The following is an 18,424-nucleotide window of genomic DNA, read 5'->3' as shown; positions in this document are numbered from 1 at the left end:
CGATTCCGCTTGACCTTTGGGCCCGCACTCTGTTGAACCCAGCGGGTGTCTTTCACTGCTTAAGGTGGCTGTCCCCGATGGACGATCAGAACAAGAACCTCATCCTCGCAACCGCGCTCAGCTTTCTCGTGATCCTGGTTTGGTTCGTGCTGTTTCCACCGCCCGAGCCGACGACCGCACCGGAATCTGCCGAGATCAGCGCGACTGATGGTACAGAGGTTCAGACTCCAAGCGCTGCTGGCACCAATACAGTTGGTGAAGCAACCGCAGACGCCACCGAGATCGAGCCCGACGCCCAAGCACCTCGGGTCGAGATTGAAACACCGCGCCTGAAAGGCAGCCTGTCCCTGTCCGGCGGTCGTATCGATGAGCTGTTCCTGAAAGATTACAAAGTTTCGATCGAAGAAGGCGCACCCATTGTCGAGCTGCTGTCGCCCGTTGGTTCGGAATCGGCTTACTATGCCTTGTACGGATGGGCACCGGGCGCAGGCGTCGCCGGCGCTGACGTCCCCGGCCCTAATACGCTGTGGACCGTCGAAGACGGCGAAACCCTCGGGGTCGATACTCCGGTCACTCTGAAATGGGACAACAGCAAGGGCCTGACCTTCCGCCGCACTATTGAGGTTGACCAGGACTACATGTTCACCGTCACCCAGTCGGTTGAGAACAATACCCAGGCCGAGGTCGGCATGGCCCCATATGGCATCCTGGCCCGTCACGGCATTGGCGAAGACGGCGATCTGCCCGATCTGAAAAACTTCTTCATCCTACATGAAGGCGTTATGGTCATGGCTGACGGCGTTCTGGACGAGATCGACTATGGCGATGTGCGCGACTTTGACATTGACCCGAATGAGCGTGCGCAAGCCGAAGTCTTTCAGGTCAAGGAAGGTGGCTGGGTCGGCTTTACCGATCACTACTGGATGACCACTCTGATCCCTGCAGAGGGATCGGCATTCAAGGCTGCGGCTAAATATGACGCCCGCCGCAAGATTTATCAGACCGAAACGGTTCTGCCGACGCTGACTGTCGCGCCCGGCGCAACTGAAGAAGTCACCACCCAACTATTCGCGGGTGCCAAAGAATGGGAAACCATCCGCGAGTATCAGGCTGACGGTGTACAGAAGTTCGTCGACAGCATCGACTGGGGCTGGTTCTACTTCCTGACCAAGCCTATTTTCTGGCTGCTGCACAACATCAATGCCCTGATCGGCAACATGGGTTGGTCGATCATTGGCCTGACGCTGATCATCAAGGCGATCCTGTTCCCGCTGGCGTACAAATCCTACGTCTCGATGGCGAAGATGAAAGAGCTTCAGCCGCAGATGGAGGCCATGAAAGAAGCCGCAGGCGACGATCGCCAAAAGATGCAGCAGGGCATGATGGAGCTGTACAAGAAGGAAAAGGTAAACCCCGCCGCGGGCTGTTTGCCGATCCTGATGCAGATCCCGATTTTCTTCTCGCTGTACAAGGTGATCTTCGTCACCATCGAACTGCGTCAGGCCCCCTGGTTTGGCCCGTTCCAGGACCTCAGCGCACCTGATCCGACTTCGATCATGAACCTGTTTGGTTTGCTGCCCTTTGCCGGCCCGCAGCCAGACACCTTCATGGCACTGATCTTCATCGGTATCCTGCCTTTGCTGTTGGGGATCTCGATGTGGTTGCAGCAAAAGCTGAACCCGGCACCAACTGACCCGACACAGGCGATGATCTTTGCCTGGATGCCTTGGGTGTTCATGTTCATGTTGGGCAGCTTTGCCAGCGGACTGGTTGTTTACTGGATCGCGAACAACACGATCACGTTCACGCAGCAATACCTGATCATGCGTAGTCAGGGCTATAAGCCTGACGTGTTCGGCAACATCAAATCCGGCTTCAAGCGGACGCCCAAAACGGACGACAAATGAATGCTGAAGTAACCCATATCTGGCGGCATCCGATCAAAAGTCATGGTCGCGAGGCCCTTCAGACCGTATCAGTGACCCCCGGGCAGACCATGTCCGGGGATCGCGTTTGGGCAGTCGCGCATGAGTCGTCGAAGGCGGATGGTTCTCAATGGGTGCCTTGCGCCAATTTCAGTCGCGGGGCGAAAGCGCCGCAACTTATGGCTATCTCGGCCCGGCTGAACGGCGACACGATAACTCTGACACATCCGGATCGTCCGGATCTGACTTTTAATCCGGATGGGGAACAGCAGGTCTTTTTGGACTGGGTCCGGCCGTTGATGCCTGCGGATCGGGCGGCGTCAGCCCGGATCATCCGAGTGCCGGGTCGCGGCATGACTGACAGCGATTACCCTTCGATCAGCCTGTGCAACATGGCATCGCACCGCGCCGTCGGGCAAAAGCTTGGCAGCGATCTGTCGATCCAGCGCTGGCGTGGCAACATCTGGTTCGACGGCCTGCCCCTGTGGGAAGAATTCGACTGGCTGGGTCGCGAGGTACAGATCGGTGAGGCCGTGTTCCATGTCAAAGAACGCATCCGCCGCTGTTTGGCGACAACGGCAAATCCGAAAACCGGCGTGCGCGATGCGGATACGCTGGGCACATTGAACAGCTGGGGCCATCAGGATTTCGGCGTTTATGCCGAGGTTGTCCGAGGCGGCGCAATTTCAGTTGGCGATAAGGTTCATCCGTTATGAGCACCCTACCCTTCCCACTGGTCGAAGACCCGGACAAGTTCGCGCTGGAACGCGGCCGCAAATTGTTTGCGGGACAATCCGAGTTTGTCAAAGGCGTGGTCGCCATGAATGGCCTGCCGACTCCTGACCGGCTTGAGGTCTGCTTTGCCGGACGTTCAAATGTGGGCAAGTCCAGCCTGATCAATGCGCTGACCGGCACCAAAGGTCTGGCACGCGCGTCCAACACTCCGGGCCGCACGCAAGAAATTAACTTTTTCACCCAAGGTCCCGAGCTTTATCTGGTTGACCTGCCCGGGTACGGCTACGCCAACGCCCCGGTGAAGGTCGTCGAAAAATGGCAGCGGCTGTTGAAACAGTATCTAAGCGGCCGCCAGACCCTGCGACGGGCCTTTGTCCTGATTGACTCGCGTCATGGTGTGAAGCCGGTCGATGCCGAGATCATGAAGCTGTTGGATTCCAGCGCTGTTACATTTCAGTGCGTGATGACCAAGGCGGACAAGGTCAAGGCCAATGACCGGCAGAAGGTGTTGGATCAGGTTCGCGGCGCATTGTCCAAACACCCTGCGGCATATCCGGAAATCGTGCTGACGTCGTCCGAAAAAGGTGACGGTATTCCGACCCTTCGTTCGATCATCGCACATCTGGAATGATCCGGATCGGCCGCATTTTCCCAATCCTGACGTTGCTGGCAGTTGTGCTGACCGGCATGATCCCGCAGGGCTGGATGTCCGCGATGGGCAGTGATGGGAAAGTGCTACTGGTGATCTGTACTGGCGATGGAACAGTCGAGCAATGGGTTGACCTAAATCCCGGCGATCCTGTGCACGACGACACGGATTCGCGCGCAATGTGCCCATTCGCGGGCCTGACGGCGGATACACACCTGACGTCAGTCGGCGAGATCGTCCCTTTTACGGCGAAAATCCAGCCACGCTGGATCCATCGTGATTTTACCCATCGCAGTGCCGGGTTCTATGCCCGCTATGATGCGCGAGGGCCACCCATCTTCTCCTGATTCACTTCAACACTTCTGAACCCGTGCACGCGCTGCGCGGGGCAATACTCGAATCCGGAGAACAAAAATGGCACTAAACAGCCAAAATCTGGGGGACACCCCGGCGCAGAACACTGCTGCGCAAAAATTCTATTTCGCCGCATGGCGGTGGCACTTTTACGCCGGGATCTTCGTCATCCCGTTTCTGATCATTCTGGCGGTAACCGGGCTAATGATGATGTTCATCACTCAGTTCGACGGTCGCGACGGCGAAAAAATCGCCGTGGACGTCAGCGGGCAAGCGCTACCGGTCTCACAACAAGCCCTTATCGCCCTTGAGGACGTGCCCGGCGCGGTCGTCGAGTGGATCGGTCCGAAGGCTGAGAATCTGGCCACTGTGTTTCGTATCAAAACCGAAGAAGGTCAGCGTCTTGTCGCCGTCGATCCTTATGCCGGAGAGGTTCTGCCTGTCTGTCATCTTCGTCTGCGTCTCGGGCGTTGTGATGTGGGTAAAACATCGTCCCCAGCGGGCCAGACGTCTGGCCGCGCCGCCGATGCCAGCGGAACTGCCATTGTGGAAAGGGGCCGTCCTGATCGGCTTGTTCACCGCGATGGCGTTCCCGCTGGTGGGCCTGACCTTGCTGACCGTACTGGCCGTCGATTTGCTGTTGATCAGCAACATCCCGGCGATGAAACGCGCGATAAACTGACACACAAACAGCCGCATCCGGGCAACCGGTGCGGCCCTATGCGCGATCCGGTCTTGGCAGAGCTGTACAAAGGCCCTAACACGGGTTCCCAGAGGGACTGCAGCCATGAAGACAAGAGACATGAACCGGGACTGGATCGCCACCGCCGCAACGCTGAACAGCGCACTGCCATACCTGCAACGCTATGACGGCGCGATTGTCGTCATTAAACTTGGCGGCCACGCGATGGGCAGTGACGAAGCCATGGAAAGCTTCGCCCGCGATGTCGTCCTGATGCGTCAGGTCGGGGTGAACCCGGTTGTCGTGCACGGCGGCGGTCCAATGATCAACGCGATGCTGGATAAGCTGGATATCCAGTCCGAATTCGTGAACGGCAAGCGTGTCACCGACAAAGCAACCGTTGAAGTAGTTGAGATGGTGTTGTCCGGCCTCGTGAACAAGCGCATCGTGCAGGCGATCAATGGCCAGGGCGGCTCGGCCGTGGGCTTGTCGGGCAAGGATGCGCAGTTGATGACTTGTGATCAGACCGATGAATCCCTGGGTTTTGTCGGAAGTCCGGCAGAGATGAACCCGAAAATCCTGCATGACCTGTTTGCGCATGATGTAATTCCTGTCATCGCCCCGCTGGGTGCGGGCCGGAACGGGGAAACCTTCAACGTCAATGGGGATACTGCCGCTGGTGCTATTGCATCCGCGCTAAAGGCCGATCGACTGCTGCTGTTAACCGATGTCTCGGGCGTCAAAAACGCAGCCGGGGATGTCGTGACCGAACTAAAGGCGGGTCAGATCCGCGAGATGACACTGGACGGCACCATTGCGGGCGGCATGATACCCAAAACCGAAACGGCTCTGGACGCGCTGCACAGCGGGGTCCGTGCCGTGGTTATCCTTGACGGACGCGCGCCCAATGCCGTCTTGCTTGAACTTTATACAGAACACGGCGCCGGGTCGCTGATCCGACCGGACTGAGCCTTTGGCGGAGGAGACATGACCAAACGCCATCCCCCCTCCTCTGACCCGGCAGCGCTTAGCTATGCTGATATCGAAAAGGCTGCACAGGACGTTGGCCTGATCATCATGGGCGCGCTGCACCCTCGCGTTAAAGACGCAAAGCAGTTGGAAGGCGGCACGCTGATCCTGCTAGGTGCTGGGAGTGCATTCTGGCCTGCCCTAAAATCCTCGCCTGAATGGCAAGGCAAGGACCCGGTCGACCGCTGGTCGTCGCGTGTGGTGGGGCAGATGGCACAGGACTTATCCGCAACAGCCTATTTTCCGTTTGGCGGCCCGCCTTATACGCCCTTTATCGACTGGGCATTGAAATCGGGACGCACGTTCAGCAGCCCGGTTGGCGCTTTGGTGCACGATGAGGTCGGCATGATGATCTCGTTCCGGGGTGCGCTGCATTTCATCAACGAAATTCCCATACCCGCTCCACCTGACGCGTCCCCCTGCACCACCTGCGCCGCCCCCTGCACCCAGACATGCCCTGTCGGCGCTCTGAACAGTCGGGATTTTTATGATGTGTCGTCGTGCCATGGACACCTGTCCACTCCCGAAGGGCAAAACTGCATGACCGGCGGTTGTCTTGTGCGGCTGTCCTGCCCTCTCAGCTCGGGCGCCGCGCGTGATCCCGAACAATCTGCGCATCACATGAGAGCGTTTCACCCGTCATGACCCGCACTCTGATCCTGACACGCCATGCGAAATCCAGTTGGGACAGTCCGGCCCTTGCCGATCATGATCGCCCGCTGAACAAGCGCGGGCGCAGGTCGGCCTCGGCGATTGCGGCGTGGCTGCGTGAAAACGACTGGCTGCCGGATGAAGTTCTCAGCTCAAGCTCGGTCAGAACCCGCGAGACGTGGGAGAGGATGGGTCTGCAGGCAGATACCGTTTGCTTTCAGCGAACGCTTTATCATGCCGACCCCGCAGATATGCTGCTTGAATTATCGGGCGCAACGAAACAAACCGTTTTAATACTGGGCCACAATCCCGGCATTGCCGCTTTTGCGAACCAAATCGTTAAGCACCCGCCGGATCACGCCCGGTTCTACGACTACCCAACCTGTGCAACAGCTGTGATCCGCTTTGACATTGCGGATTGGTCCGGCGTCCGGTGGCATAGCGGCGATGTGCAGGGGTTTGTTATTCCACGCGAGTTGCTGGTATAGAAAAAGGCGAGGCCAAAGCCCCGCCTTTTCCTGAATTGGTAACCGGGTTCAGTGCCCCAGAATCTGGCTGAGGAACAGCTTGGTCCGCTCGCTCTGCGGGTTGTTGAAGAACTCTTCCGGTTCGTTCTGTTCCACGATCTGACCGGCATCCATAAAGATCACGCGGTTGGCGACCTGACGAGCAAAGCCCATCTCGTGCGTGACGCACAGCATGGTCATGCCTTCCTCGGCCAGCTCGATCATGGTGTCGAGCACCTCTTTGATCATCTCGGGGTCCAGCGCCGATGTCGGTTCATCGAACAACATGATACGCGGCATCATGCACAGCGAGCGGGCAATCGCCACACGCTGCTGCTGACCACCTGAAAGCTGACCGGGATACTTATCCGCCTGCTCGGGGATTTTCACCTTTTCCAGGAAGTGCATCGCGCGCTCTTCGGCCTCTTTCTTAGGCGTCTTGCGCACCCAGATCGGGGCCAGCGTGCAGTTCTCCAGAATGGTCAGATGCGGGAACAGGTTGAAGTGCTGGAACACCATGCCAACCTCGGACCGGATCTTGTCGATGTTCTTGAGGTCATTCGACAGCTCGGTCCCATCCACCATGATCGTGCCCTGCTGGTGTTCTTCCAGCGCGTTCAGGCAACGGATCAATGTAGATTTTCCGGATCCGGAAGGACCTGCAATAACAATCCGCTCGCCCTGATTGACGGTCAGATTGATGTCGCGCAGCACGTGGAAAGATCCGTACCACTTGTTCATGTTGTTGATTTCGATGGCGACCTCGTCGCTCACCTGCATCTTCGAGCGATCGATTTGACGGTCAATTGCAAGTTCAGACATATGTTGAACTCCTTAATGGTGGCCAGTCTGAAGCTTGCGCTCCAGATACATGGAGTAACGGGACATGGAGAAGCAGACGACGAAGAACAGCGCAGCGATAAACGCGAACAGTTCCCAGTAGATGCCGTTCCAGGCGGTGTCGGCGCGGATGGCAGATGCCAGTCCGATCACGTCGAACAATCCGATGATCGACACCAGTGTCGTATCTTTGAAGATCCCGATGAATGTGCTCACGATGCCCGGAATTGAGATTTTCAGGGCTTGCGGCATGATGATCAGTCGCTGTGCTTGCCAGTAGTTCAGGCCGAGACTGTCGGCACCTTCATACTGACCCCGTGGCAGGGCAGCCAGACCACCGCGGATCACCTCGGCCATATAGGCAGCCGAGAACAGGGTCATCATGATCATCACCCGCAGGATGATGTCAAAGTTGGTGCCCGGCGGCAGGAACAGGTTCAGCAGCAACGAGGCCACGAACAGCAGCGTGATCAGCGGCACACCGCGGATGAACTCGATAAAGCCCACGCACAGGTACTTGACGATCATCAGGTCGGACTGACGGCCCAGCGCCAGTACAATTCCGATGGGCAACGAGACACCAATGGCCACGACACCCAGCAAGATCGCCAGCATGAAGCCACCGAATTGGCGGCTTTGTACGGCTTCGATACCGATTGGCAGGATCGAGTCCAGGGCACCGACGAAATAGCTGGACAGAACCAGCCACCAGATAACCGATGCTGCGACGCCCGCAATCAAGCCAAACAGACCGCTCAGTTGTTTGCTGACAAGGGTGTAGACACCCCAACCGACAACAAACCCCAACGCTGCCGCGATCGGTCCCCAAATGGTGCCGCCCCACATCAGCCAGACCATTAGGAATGGGTAGATAGCCGAAAAAATTAGCATCTTGGTAGGCAAGCGGTCCGAATACAGTACCGGAGCGAGTGCCACCAGCAACAGCAGCAGCGCGGCGATCGGACGCCAGTAAAGATGGCTGGGATAGAAGCCGAATAGCAACTGAAGCCAACGGTCGTTGATCACCGCCCAACAGGCGTGACCATGGGTCGAACCCCAGGTGGCCATCATGATTTCGCGACATTCGTTCAGCGAGTTTGCGTTCCAGACGGACTGGAAGACCCACGGCAGAACACCCGACAGAACGTAGTAGATCGCATAAAGCGAAACAAGCGTCAGGATCGAGTTGAACCAGCCGGAAAACAGGTTGTGCCTGATCCAACCAATTAGGCCGACTTCGGACGCTGGCGGAGCCTGCTCCGGCAACATTTCCGTGCGGACAAATGAAACATCACTCATATTACCGCTCCACCAATTTGACGCTGTTATTGTACCAGTTCATCACAGCCGAAATGCTCAGCGAGATGCACAGATAGACCAGCATCAGCAGCAGAACGCATTCCAGCTCGCGACCGGTCTGGTTCATAGTGATGCCACCCAGGGTCCCCGTGATGTCCATATATCCGACCGCGATCGCCAAAGACGAGTTCTTGGTCAGGTTCAGATAGTTCGAAATCATCGGCGGGATGATCACCCGCAACGCCTGCGGCAGGATAACCAGCCGCATGGTGCGACCCGGGCGCAAGCCCAGCGCGGACGCAGCTTCGGTCTGACCCTTGGAAATAGCCAGAATGCCAGCGCGTACAATCTCGGCGATGAAGGCCGCCGTATATAGCGACAAAGCCAGCCATAGCGCGATCAGAGAGTTGCGCATATGCGTGCCGCCTCTGAAATTGAATCCTTTCAGTTCCGGGTATCCAAGGTGTAAGCCAAGAACAGCCATCAGGATGATCATCGGGACGAACAGAATGCCCAGCTGGATATGCCAGATCTTAGGACGGTCGCCTGTTGATTCCTGTTTGTCGGCGGCCCAGGCGGACACTTTGCGCATGGTAAAGATGCTGCCACCCAGAACGACCAGAAACGCGACCAGATCCAGCGAAATATCAAACCGAAGGCTTGATGTTCCAAACAGGTGGATGTCACCCAAACTGCGCGAAAACAGGAACTCGGGGATATAAACACCGCGATTAGTGACAGCGACGGAATTGAACAAATCCATCGTAGCTGTCGGGTTATCGCCCCGGAATGCGTTTGGTGCTGGTAGACCCTCAATCAGAATGGCCATTGCCAGAACGATCCACAACAGAACAGGCACATTGCGGAACATCTCGACATAGACAGTCATGATCCGCGCGACCAACCAGTTGTTGGACAGGCGCAGGACACCGACGAGGACGCCGACGATTGTCGCCGTAATGCAGCCCAAAACAGCTACGACCAGCGTGTTTAGCAAACCGATAAAGGCCGCTCTCAGATGGCTGTCCTGAGAGGTGTATTCCAACAAACGTTGATTGATATCATAGCTTGCCGATTCCCCGAAAAAGCCAAACTCAACCGGTTTGCCCAGAGCCTCGAGGTTTTGAATAGTGTTAGAAATAATCCAGGCTGCCAGAAGCATGAAACCGATCAATGCAATGACCTGAATGGTCGCTGATCGGTACCGCGTATCATAAAGGAGCATGGACAGCCGGAACTGCTCCTTCGGCGGGTCAGTGAGAGTCGTCATGACCTATGTATATCCCCGTGCATCCCGTTTTTGCCGGCGAAGTTGATCTTCGCTCAATCTATCCGGGAGTGTTTGTTATCGAAGGAAAAAGGGCGCAGGTTGCCCTGCGCCCTTTTTCGTGGACTTTAGCGGAACGGAGGCGAATACAGCAGGCCACCATCGGTCCACTGTGCATTCAGACCGCGTGCCAGACCAATCGGAGTTTCTTCACCGATGTTCTGGGCAAACACCTCACCGTAGTTACCACCCGCCTTGATTGCGCGCGCGGCCCAGTCAGCGTCCAGACCCAGCATCTCGCCTAAAGTACCTTCGGTACCCAGCAGACGGTTCACTTCGGGGTTGTCACCAGCACCGGAGCTCAGTTCGTCGATATTGGCCGAGGTAACGCCCAGCTCTTCAGCCGAAACCATTGCGTTCAGAGTCCAACGGACAACATCGCCCCACTCGTGATCGCCGTGGCGGACCAGCGGGCCCAGCGGCTCTTTCGAGATGATTTCAGGCAGCAGGACGTGATCACCGGGGTTTTCGAACGTGGCGCGGGTTGCAGCCAAGCCCGATGCGTCGGTGGTGTAAACGTCACATGCACCAGCCAGATACTGCTGCTGCGCTTCGGCGTTGGTTTCGATCGGAACCGGCTCGTAGCTGATATTATTCGAGCGGAAGAAGTCCGCCAGATTCAGCTCGGTGGTGGTGCCGGTCTGGATGCAGACGGTCGCACCGTCCAGTTCCTTAGCCGAGGTAACACCCAGCGCTTTTGGAACCATGAAACCCTGACCGTCATAATAGTTGACGCCCACAAATTCGAACTTCAGGTCCACATCGCGGCTGAACGTCCAAGTGGTGTTACGGGCCAGCATGTCAATCTCACCAGAAGCCAGCGCGGTAAAGCGTGTCTTGCCGGTGGTCGGAACGAATTCAACTGCGCTTGCGTCACCCAGTACGGCGGCGGCAACGGCACGGCATACTGCCACGTCAAAGCCTTTCCATTCGCCGTTAGCATCCGGTGCAGCAAAGCCAACCAGACCGGTGGTCACGCCACAGTTCAGCTTGCCGCGCGCTTTGACGTCGTCAACGGTGCCCGCTGTCGCTGCCGCAGCAGCCAGACCGGCAACTGTGGCCACGCTCAAAATTACGGTTTTTTTCATTTTTACCTCTTCCTGTTTACCCGCCCCTATTTCGGGACGGCTCTGTCCGGCACCTCTGGCACCAGAAAGGTTACTCCAAAGGTGTCTCCCCTTTAGTGGGCATGAGTTTGCTCGCATTCATAAACAAACGTCAAGGGTCGGATCAGGGAAAACGATGAGTCAATTCAGCGATGACCGGATCTGTGTCAAAATTTGATGCTCAATAGGCTCAAATAGAGATTTCAATGAACCGTTTAGCGTGTAGAAACGCAGCTTTTTTGATCTCGGCAACCGCGTGCGCTTCGTCATCATGGCCCCACTGTTCGGTTTGCCAGATCTCGTCGAGCCTTGAGATTTCCCAGATTTCCTCGGCCGAGCGCCAATCCAGAGCGGCCGCAAATCCCAGTACCAGTGAGCCGGACAGGCTGACCAGATCGTGGAAGGCCGCAAGCTGGAAGTCGTTGAATTCGTGTACGCGGCTTCGAAGTGTGCTGAGCGCTTCTGCAGACTGTGGCTGATGCAGCACACCAACCACAGGAACCAATCGCGCGGCCAGGGTTTCAGCTGCCCAATCCAGGGCCGGATCCCATTGATCCGCCTGACGCCGCTGCAACGTTTGCGGGTGTGTTGCCCGATAGCAGAGCAGATCCGAATCGCCGTAATCGGCCAGCATGTCTGCAACCTCGGCGTGCTGATGACGCACCTTGTCGATGGCCGCATTTGCCGACCGGGTAAACGGCATCAGAGTCGGATCGACCTCTTTTTCCTGCGCATCCCATTCTGCCGCGACCGCGTCGGCCATCGCCTGCGTCGGCAAGATCAATGCGGCCTTGGCCGGTGTCTTGACCCGGCGGCCATCCAGTTCAACCGTGTATCCGTCTTCCGCTTGGACAACCGCGCTTGCGGTCCAAAATCGCTTGGGCTTCCAGTCACTCATATCTTCATGTCCAGATATTATCCAGCGCACGGGGCAACTGGTCAAAAGTTTCAATTATACAGGCCGCGCCATTCAAGGCTGATCGGTCATGATATCCCCAGGATACGCCGATCCCTGGTACTCCGGCAGCCCGTGCCATATCCATGTCGAACCGGGTATCGCCAATCATCACCGTATCCGCCGCAGATACTCCGGTTTCAGAACGGGCCGTATCGATCATCGACGGATGCGGTTTAGATGGGTGATGGTCCGCAACCTGCCGGGTCACGAAATAGCGCTCCAGGTCATGTGCTTCGATCAAGGCATCCAGACCGCGTTGGGATTTTCCGGTGGCCACACCCAGCAGCACCTCGGGGATGTCATGCAGGGTTTCGATTGCGTCCCGCGCACCGGGATAGAGCGGTGAGTTTGCAGCCCCCTGCTCCAAACGATTTGCGTGATAGGCCTGTTTGTAGCCCTCAACAAGGTTGTGTTGAATCGTTTCGCTCTGCTCGGGCGCAAGCTGGGCCATCGCATTGGGCAAGGACAGACCGACGATGGACAAAATCGACTTGCGGTCAGGGACCGTCAGGGACAGGGCCCCAAAACTGGCGGTCATCGCTGCGACAATGCTGCCCTGGCTGTCGACAAGGGTTCCGTCCACATCAAAAAGCACCAAACGCAGGAGTGCGCTCATTGCAGTTCCTCGAACGGGTCTTCCGCGGCCAGATCTTCGGTCCAGCCGAACGTGTCCCAGCTGTGTTTCATATGCCCAGGCAGCGGAGCTTTGACGGTTATGGTCTTGCGCGTGACCGGATGCTGGAATGAGGCCTGCCGCGCGTGCAGGTGCAGCTTCTTGCTGATGACCCCGCCCAGTTGCGCGCCCCAACCGTCCCCCAGATTTTCCTGCCCCGAGCCACCGTATTTGCCATCGCCAACGATTGGGTGACCGATCGCCGCCATGTGCACCCTTAGCTGGTGCGTACGCCCGGTGATCGGCTCCATCGCGACCCACGAGGCGCGCCCGGCCACGCGATATAGCGTTGCATACAGCGTATGCGCCCGTTTCGCGCCCGGCGTGTCGTTGATTTCGTTCAGATGTACGGCGATCATCTTCTCGCCCTCACCCTGTTTACCGTGACCGGATGCCTTGACCAGTCCGGTCTTGATCTCGCCCAGATACGGGGTCGGCACGCCAGCAACCAGCGCCCAATAGATCTTGCGTGTATCGCGATGCCGGAAGGCAGCTGTCAGCCCCTTGGCGGCCTCGCGGGTGCGGGCCATCAGCAATACACCCGATGTGTCCTTGTCCAAGCGGTGCACGAGGCGCGGATTTTCGTCATAGCCAAAGCGCAACGCCTCAGACAGGCCGTCCACGTGGCGGGTCTGGCCACTGCCGCCCTGCACCGGAAGACCTTGTGGCTTGTTCAGGGCCAGAACATGATCGTCGCGGTAGATTACGCAGGACTGAATCATCTTGGCATCGGCATCCGAGATGCCTCGTTTGACTTCAACCGGCCTGTGATCAGCATCCGGCAAGGGTGGCACGCGCACGACCTGCCCGACCTCAAGCCGGGTCGAGGCTTTGACCCGCCTGCCTTCCACGCGCACCTCACCCTTACGGCACATCTTTTCGATGCGGCCCTGGCTGACATGCGGGAACAGGCGGCGCAGCCACCGATCCAGCCGCTGGTCGCCGTCACCCTCTGCCACGGTGATCATTTGTACGCCGCTCATGCCGATATCCTCTGCGTCGCGCGGTTTATCCGCCCGCCAAACAAGTGTGTAAGTGCCCTAGAAAACATTCGCGTCTGTGCCGTGCAAAAGGCCAAGAGTCAAGCCGATCAAATACCCGGGAAACCCAGGCACCTGCGTTGTCTCGGCGTCGGATCACCTCTTGCTCGTTTGCACATTCGTTCTTCAGCGTATCACGCAACGGTGTGCTACTCGTTCCTCTGTGCCCGCAGCTTGGCGAAGTAATCCAGACGCTTCTTCAATTCACGCTCGAACCCACGCTCCACGGGTTTATACAATTCCGGCCGCTTCATGCCGTCGGGGAAGTAGTTTTGTCCGGAAAAGCCATCTTCGGCGTCATGATCATAGGCATAGCCCGTGCCATACCCCTGATCTTTCATCAACGATGTCGGCGCGTTCAGGATGTGTTTTGGCGGGGGTTCACTGCCTGACTGCTTGGCCAATCGCATCGCCGCCTTGTACCCGACATAGGCACCGTTCGATTTTGGGGCCAAAGCCAGATAAACCAGCGCCTGCGCTATGGCCAATTCACCCTCGGGGCTACCCAAGCGTTCGTAAGTTTCCCACGCGTGCAGGCAGATCGTCTGCGCCTGCGGATCGGCAAGACCAATGTCTTCGACCGCCATCCGCGTGATCCGCCGCGCCAGATAGCGCGGATCCTCCCCACCCGTCAGCATCCGCGCAAACCAGTAAAGCGCCGCATCTGGGTCAGATCCGCGCACGGACTTATGCAGCGCCGAGATCAAATTGTAATGCTCGTCCCCGGATTTGTCGTATTTGGCCGCGCGGCGCATCAATCTTGTCGACAACGCATCAGGGTCCAGCGGTGCATCCACCTTCCAAGCCGCAACCTGTTCGATCAGATTCAACAGCGCGCGCCCGTCGCCATCCGCCATCTCCTGCAGAGCTTCGCGGCCATTGCCCGTCAGCGGCAGGGCGCGGTCCAGCTCTTTCTCTGCGCGCTGTGTCAGACGTTCAAGGTCGGCGAGGCTGAGCCGTTCAAGGACAAGAACCTGTGCTCGGCTAAGCACAGCGGCGTTCAGTTCAAAGGACGGGTTCTCGGTCGTGGCCCCGACCAGCAGGATCGTCCCATCCTCCATGTGCGGCAGGAACCCGTCCTGCTGCGCTTTGTTGAAGCGGTGAATCTCATCGACAAACAGCAACGTGCCCTGCCCGTTCTGCCGACGGATCTTGGCCACCTCAAACACTTTCTTCAGGTCCGGCACGCCAGTAAAAATCGCACTGATCTGAACGAAATGCAGATCGGTTTCCTGCGCCAGCAAGCGTGCAATGGTGGTTTTCCCAACGCCCGGCGGGCCCCAAAAAACCAAACTGGACAGACTGCCCGAGGCCAGCATGACCCCCAGCGGCGCATCCGGGCCCAGTACCTGCTGTTGTCCGATGACCTCGGCCAACGACTGCGGGCGCAGCCGGTCCGCCAACGGGCGGTGCGGGGATGGTGCAGGCTCGCTCGCCCCGGTATCGAACAGGTCGCTCATGGAGTTACAGCCGGAACCGCAGAGATACGGCCCGTCCGCCCCGCAGAACATCCAAATTCAATCTGCGCCCCGGATCGGTCATCGCATCCACCACGTCCACAGGATGCCGGACTTCCGTTCCGTTGATGCTTAGGACCACGTCACCCGCGCGCAATCCGGATCGTCCTCCGTACCGGCCTGCATCCACAATCACCACGCCAGTTTGCGACAGCAAAAGCCCCATTTGGGTAATGATCGCCGGGTTGATGCGCGACACCTTCAGGCCCGGCATCACGGTGTTATCGTTCAGAACGGTTTCATCAGCCGGTGGAGTTTCCGGGACCTTGATCAGGGCAACCTCGATATCCGCACTGTCGTGACCCCGCAGCCGGGTCAGCACCGAAGTGCCACCAACGCCGGCGACGGACATGCGGAACTTCATCTCGGCCGGGGAATTCACCTCATCCCCATCAACATGGGTTACCACGTCCCCCACGCGCAGCCCTGCCTCACCCAGCGGACTCAGGGCGTGCAGGTCCGAGATCACAACACCCATAGGGAATACCAACCCCAAAGATTCGGCGATATCCGCACTCATGTGCTGACCAGCGACCCCGGCCCAAGGGCTGACAAAGCTTTCATTCCCGGCCTTGGCCTGGCGCAAAAATTCGGCAACCAGATTGGCCGGGATCGCAAACCCGATGCCGTTGGAGCCGCCGGATCGCGTCAGGATTGAAGTGTTTATCCCGATCAGATCGCCATTCACGTCGATCAGCGCCCCGCCGGAATTGCCCGGATTGATCGCAGCATCGGTTTGAATAAAGTACCCACGCGCGTTGCCGGTGGCCGTCCCGGTCCGCGCCAATCCGGAGATGATCCCGGAAGATACGGTTTGTCCCACACCAAAAGGGTTACCGATCGCAAGTGCCAGTTCCCCTACCTCGATCTGGTCGGAATCGCGGAAGTTCAGATGCGGTAAGTCCTTGGCGTCTTCCAACCGCAGGATGGCAATATCGCTTTCCTTGTCGCCCAGCACCACTTGCGCTGAAAATTCGCGTCGATCGGTTGTAACCACGCGGATTTCGGTAGCCGTGCCAACAACGTGATAGTTCGACACCACATAACCGTCTTCTGACAGAATGACGCCAGATCCCAGTGAATTCTGTACACGTGGGCGCGGTTCGGCAAATCCCCTGCCAAAGAACTCTTCAAAAAACGGGTCCGAGAAAAACGGATTGGCCCCGCCCTGCCTTACGATCTTGGCATAGATATTGACGACTGCGGGTGAGGCCTGTTTCACCACCGGGGCGAAACCAAGGCTGATTTCGGCCTGCGATGTTGGCACCTTTGTTTCAGCATTTGCTGACACTGCAAGTGTCGCCAGCATTAGAGAACAGAGAACTTTCCGCATGATCCATCCGTCGGTTAATCGCCTATCGGATATGCGTCTACACGGGCGGTAATGCAAGCATCCGTTCAGCGCTTTGGAGGCGTCAATCCAACGGAGCGTGCAGTCGCGTGCCTTCCGTGATGATCCCGCCGCGCTGGCCCACTTCAATTGTGCCGTAACGTTGCCTGAAAACTTCGGGCAATTCGCGATCTCCTTCGGGCGACAGCCAAAGCCTCAGCAAATGGCGTCGCTCTGCCGGGTCAGGCCAGTCCACAAACCCGGTCCGGTCATGCAGTTGCGAATGGTTGTACACGAACTGCATGTCGCCCGGTTGCAGCCGCATAGAAAGACTGAGGTCGGGATCATTCGCCAGCTCATCAAATCGGTCTAGCGCCTCAATGTGACCCGGTGTCAACCGCATCGCTTCAGGAAATCGTTGCGCACTGTCGATATATTGTCTTTGGAAAAACACCGTCAGCTTACCATCGTGCCAGGAAAACGGCGGGATCGACATAAAAGGTTCCATGCCGTCTGGCACTTCCCCGCGCCGATCGGTCGCTATTGGGTCAAACAACAGTTCCAGCAATTCCGGGCATTCTGACCGCATCCTATTAAAGATCGTCTCGGCACTGACCAGCAGCGAATCTCCACCCTCCTTAGCCTCGCGCAGGCACAGCAGGCCGACGATATCGGCGCTGTCGGTGTGAAATGTTTGGCGCTCATGCGTTTGATAGATCCGGGTATTCGGATCGTTCGCATCTGCACCGATGTCGCGCACATGGCCCAGAATGTGTCCCTGCGCGTTCTGTGACCGGGCCGAGCCAAGATGAGCACCCACGCCGCAGAAAATCGTGGCCGCGACCTGTTGCGTGTAATTCTGCACCGGAAGGCCACGGATCACTTCGAAACCGATCCCGTTGATCAGCTTCTCTCGCAGGCTTGCCAGATGCCGGTGAAACCGTTTTAGCGGGAAAGCGGGCATTGTGATCTCACCGATATCTCTTTCGAGGCTCAGGTAGTGACGGGCAGCTTGCTCGAGATCCTCGATGTCGTCCGCCGTCAGATCAATGATCCATTCACTCCGACGCGTACGCATGTCCCAACCGGTCCACACAGACGGTCCCGTGAGTTCTTTCGGTAATTTAGTTGGGATTGCCATCATCCGTCCTCCACGCTCATCGTGCAGCATGATCCGTGAGGTTCGGGGATTCATCAACGGATATTGCCGAAAATGCTCTAACCGCGACACCAAGGGACCAAAAAGAAAAAACCCCCGCGTCCGAAACGCGGGGGTTTGAATTCAGAAAGCCGGGCTTTCTTATTCTTCGTCTGCGGCCTCTTCGGCGGCAACGCGGGCTTTGTCCGCCGCGCCTTTGGCGTCCAGATCACGGTCAACGAATTCGATGATCGCCATTGGGGCCATGTCGCCATAGCGGAAGCCTGCTTTCAGGATACGGACATAACCGCCCTGACGCTCGGCGTAGCGGGGGCCCAGGATTTCGAACAGCTTGGCAACGTCTTTGTCTTGCTTCAGCTGCGATGCGGCCTGACGACGGGCGTGCAGGTCGCCGCGCTTGCCCAGAGTGACCAGCTTTTCGATGATCGGGCGCAGCTCTTTTGCCTTGGGCAGGGTTGTTTTGATCTGCTCATGTTCGATGAGCGAGCCAGCCATGTTTGCAAACAGAGCCTTACGGTGCTCATGAGTACGGTTCAGGCGGCGGTAACCACGTGCGTGACGCATTTTCTAGTTCCTTCTTCAGCGTTTTGCTTTGTCTGGCCGGCGATGCGTGTCACCGGCTCTCCTTGGGGCGGAAGTGCCCA

Annotated in this window: 19 protein-coding genes; 8 read left to right on the top strand and 11 right to left on the bottom strand. The window is 57.8% G+C overall.

All coding sequences use genetic code 11. The annotated features are described in order from the left end of the window. Window positions 1–77 precede the first annotated feature (77 nt). The 8 genes from yidC to RUA4292_RS02735 all read left to right on the top strand — a co-directional run bounded on the left by yidC (window position 78) and on the right by RUA4292_RS02735 (window position 6,513). Complete coding sequence (yidC, locus tag RUA4292_RS02770) at window positions 78–1,907, top strand: membrane protein insertase YidC (protein ID WP_058276195.1); 1,830 nt, start codon at window positions 78–80, stop codon at window positions 1,905–1,907. Next, complete coding sequence (locus RUA4292_RS02765) at window positions 1,904–2,641, top strand: MOSC domain-containing protein (RefSeq protein WP_058276194.1); 738 nt, start codon at window positions 1,904–1,906, stop codon at window positions 2,639–2,641. The genes yidC and RUA4292_RS02765 overlap by 4 nt, the downstream gene beginning before the upstream one ends. Next, entirely contained in the window at window positions 2,638–3,291 is a 654-nt protein-coding gene (gene yihA, locus RUA4292_RS02760; RefSeq protein ID WP_058276193.1) for a ribosome biogenesis GTP-binding protein YihA/YsxC, read from the top strand. Before RUA4292_RS02765 ends, yihA begins: the two co-directional genes overlap by 4 nt. Further along, window positions 3,288–3,656 carry a hypothetical protein gene (locus RUA4292_RS02755; RefSeq protein ID WP_058276192.1) on the top strand — a complete coding sequence of 123 codons (369 nt, stop codon included), beginning with the start codon at window positions 3,288–3,290 and terminating at the stop codon, window positions 3,654–3,656. Before yihA ends, RUA4292_RS02755 begins: the two co-directional genes overlap by 4 nt. A gap of 67 nt (window positions 3,657–3,723) precedes the next feature. After that, window positions 3,724–4,533 (top strand): PepSY domain-containing protein, encoded by an 810-nt coding sequence (locus RUA4292_RS02750; protein ID WP_058276191.1) that lies wholly within the window; start codon window positions 3,724–3,726, stop codon window positions 4,531–4,533. Next, window positions 4,451–5,314, top strand: coding sequence for an acetylglutamate kinase (gene argB / locus RUA4292_RS02745; protein WP_058272395.1), 864 nt, complete (start codon window positions 4,451–4,453; stop codon window positions 5,312–5,314). Before RUA4292_RS02750 ends, argB begins: the two co-directional genes overlap by 83 nt. 18 nt (window positions 5,315–5,332) lie before the next feature. After that, window positions 5,333–6,019, top strand: a complete 687-nt coding sequence (locus RUA4292_RS02740; protein ID WP_058276190.1) for a hypothetical protein — start codon at window positions 5,333–5,335, stop codon at window positions 6,017–6,019. After that, the gene (locus RUA4292_RS02735) at window positions 6,016–6,513 is read left to right on the top strand and encodes a SixA phosphatase family protein (RefSeq protein ID WP_058276189.1); all 498 of its coding nucleotides are present in this window, start codon (window positions 6,016–6,018) and stop codon (window positions 6,511–6,513) included. Before RUA4292_RS02740 ends, RUA4292_RS02735 begins: the two co-directional genes overlap by 4 nt. A 48-nt stretch (window positions 6,514–6,561) precedes the next feature. Here RUA4292_RS02735 and RUA4292_RS02730 read toward each other — a convergent pair whose 3' ends face one another. The 11 genes from RUA4292_RS02730 to rplQ all read right to left on the bottom strand — a co-directional run bounded on the left by RUA4292_RS02730 (window position 6,562) and on the right by rplQ (window position 18,344). Then, the gene (locus RUA4292_RS02730; protein ID WP_058272392.1) at window positions 6,562–7,353 is read right to left on the bottom strand and encodes an amino acid ABC transporter ATP-binding protein; all 792 of its coding nucleotides are present in this window, start codon (window positions 7,351–7,353) and stop codon (window positions 6,562–6,564) included. A 12-nt stretch (window positions 7,354–7,365) separates the two neighbouring features. Continuing rightward, window positions 7,366–8,670, bottom strand: coding sequence for an amino acid ABC transporter permease (locus RUA4292_RS02725; protein WP_058272391.1), 1,305 nt, complete (start codon window positions 8,668–8,670; stop codon window positions 7,366–7,368). Window position 8,671: 1 nt separating this feature from the next. Further along, window positions 8,672–9,940, bottom strand: coding sequence for an amino acid ABC transporter permease (locus RUA4292_RS02720; RefSeq protein WP_058276188.1), 1,269 nt, complete (start codon window positions 9,938–9,940; stop codon window positions 8,672–8,674). A 125-nt stretch (window positions 9,941–10,065) separates the two neighbouring features. Continuing rightward, window positions 10,066–11,085 carry an amino acid ABC transporter substrate-binding protein gene (locus RUA4292_RS02715; protein WP_058276187.1) on the bottom strand — a complete coding sequence of 340 codons (1,020 nt, stop codon included), beginning with the start codon at window positions 11,083–11,085 and terminating at the stop codon, window positions 10,066–10,068. A 208-nt stretch (window positions 11,086–11,293) separates the two neighbouring features. Beyond that, a complete protein-coding gene (locus RUA4292_RS02710) occupies window positions 11,294–12,001 on the bottom strand; it encodes an ATP12 family chaperone protein (protein WP_058276186.1) in 708 nt (235 codons plus the stop codon). Between the two features lie 4 nt (window positions 12,002–12,005). Beyond that, window positions 12,006–12,677, bottom strand: coding sequence for an HAD-IA family hydrolase (locus RUA4292_RS02705; RefSeq protein ID WP_058276185.1), 672 nt, complete (start codon window positions 12,675–12,677; stop codon window positions 12,006–12,008). Next, window positions 12,674–13,717, bottom strand: a complete 1,044-nt coding sequence (locus RUA4292_RS02700; protein ID WP_058276184.1) for an RluA family pseudouridine synthase — start codon at window positions 13,715–13,717, stop codon at window positions 12,674–12,676. Before RUA4292_RS02700 ends, RUA4292_RS02705 begins: the two co-directional genes overlap by 4 nt. Window positions 13,718–13,923: 206 nt before the next feature. After that, window positions 13,924–15,234, bottom strand: a complete 1,311-nt coding sequence (locus RUA4292_RS02695) for a replication-associated recombination protein A (protein ID WP_058276183.1) — start codon at window positions 15,232–15,234, stop codon at window positions 13,924–13,926. 4 nt (window positions 15,235–15,238) lie between these two features. After that, window positions 15,239–16,627 (bottom strand): trypsin-like peptidase domain-containing protein, encoded by a 1,389-nt coding sequence (locus RUA4292_RS02690; RefSeq protein ID WP_058276314.1) that lies wholly within the window; start codon window positions 16,625–16,627, stop codon window positions 15,239–15,241. A gap of 79 nt (window positions 16,628–16,706) precedes the next feature. Then, complete coding sequence (locus tag RUA4292_RS02685; RefSeq protein WP_233493317.1) at window positions 16,707–17,816, bottom strand: TauD/TfdA family dioxygenase; 1,110 nt, start codon at window positions 17,814–17,816, stop codon at window positions 16,707–16,709. Between the two features lie 105 nt (window positions 17,817–17,921). Next, window positions 17,922–18,344, bottom strand: coding sequence for a 50S ribosomal protein L17 (rplQ, locus tag RUA4292_RS02680; protein WP_058276182.1), 423 nt, complete (start codon window positions 18,342–18,344; stop codon window positions 17,922–17,924). Window positions 18,345–18,424: the final 80 nt, after the last annotated feature.

This window comes from Ruegeria atlantica, from assembly GCF_001458195.1.
Classification (GTDB): domain Bacteria; phylum Pseudomonadota; class Alphaproteobacteria; order Rhodobacterales; family Rhodobacteraceae; genus Ruegeria; species Ruegeria atlantica.
Note: the sequence above shows the minus strand (reverse complement) of the source record. Positions and strands in the feature narration are given on the sequence as shown.

What these genes read in the sequence shown, in the direction of transcription:
- yidC (WP_058276195.1), top strand. Translation starts at nt 78, where the DNA reads ATGGACGATCAGAACAAGAACCTCATCCTCGCAACCGCGCTCAGCTTT.
- RUA4292_RS02765 (WP_058276194.1), top strand. Translation starts at nt 1,904, where the DNA reads ATGAATGCTGAAGTAACCCATATCTGGCGGCATCCGATCAAAAGTCAT.
- yihA (WP_058276193.1), top strand. Translation starts at nt 2,638, where the DNA reads ATGAGCACCCTACCCTTCCCACTGGTCGAAGACCCGGACAAGTTCGCG.
- RUA4292_RS02755 (WP_058276192.1), top strand. Translation starts at nt 3,288, where the DNA reads ATGATCCGGATCGGCCGCATTTTCCCAATCCTGACGTTGCTGGCAGTT.
- RUA4292_RS02750 (WP_058276191.1), top strand. Translation starts at nt 3,724, where the DNA reads ATGGCACTAAACAGCCAAAATCTGGGGGACACCCCGGCGCAGAACACT.
- argB (WP_058272395.1), top strand. Translation starts at nt 4,451, where the DNA reads ATGAAGACAAGAGACATGAACCGGGACTGGATCGCCACCGCCGCAACG.
- RUA4292_RS02740 (WP_058276190.1), top strand. Translation starts at nt 5,333, where the DNA reads ATGACCAAACGCCATCCCCCCTCCTCTGACCCGGCAGCGCTTAGCTAT.
- RUA4292_RS02735 (WP_058276189.1), top strand. Translation starts at nt 6,016, where the DNA reads ATGACCCGCACTCTGATCCTGACACGCCATGCGAAATCCAGTTGGGAC.
- RUA4292_RS02730 (WP_058272392.1), bottom strand. Translation starts at nt 7,353, where the DNA reads ATGTCTGAACTTGCAATTGACCGTCAAATCGATCGCTCGAAGATGCAG.
- RUA4292_RS02725 (WP_058272391.1), bottom strand. Translation starts at nt 8,670, where the DNA reads ATGAGTGATGTTTCATTTGTCCGCACGGAAATGTTGCCGGAGCAGGCT.
- RUA4292_RS02720 (WP_058276188.1), bottom strand. Translation starts at nt 9,940, where the DNA reads ATGACGACTCTCACTGACCCGCCGAAGGAGCAGTTCCGGCTGTCCATG.
- RUA4292_RS02715 (WP_058276187.1), bottom strand. Translation starts at nt 11,085, where the DNA reads ATGAAAAAAACCGTAATTTTGAGCGTGGCCACAGTTGCCGGTCTGGCT.
- RUA4292_RS02710 (WP_058276186.1), bottom strand. Translation starts at nt 12,001, where the DNA reads ATGAGTGACTGGAAGCCCAAGCGATTTTGGACCGCAAGCGCGGTTGTC.
- RUA4292_RS02705 (WP_058276185.1), bottom strand. Translation starts at nt 12,677, where the DNA reads ATGAGCGCACTCCTGCGTTTGGTGCTTTTTGATGTGGACGGAACCCTT.
- RUA4292_RS02700 (WP_058276184.1), bottom strand. Translation starts at nt 13,717, where the DNA reads ATGAGCGGCGTACAAATGATCACCGTGGCAGAGGGTGACGGCGACCAG.
- RUA4292_RS02695 (WP_058276183.1), bottom strand. Translation starts at nt 15,234, where the DNA reads ATGAGCGACCTGTTCGATACCGGGGCGAGCGAGCCTGCACCATCCCCG.
- RUA4292_RS02685 (WP_233493317.1), bottom strand. Translation starts at nt 17,816, where the DNA reads ATGAATCCCCGAACCTCACGGATCATGCTGCACGATGAGCGTGGAGGA.
- rplQ (WP_058276182.1), bottom strand. Translation starts at nt 18,344, where the DNA reads ATGCGTCACGCACGTGGTTACCGCCGCCTGAACCGTACTCATGAGCAC.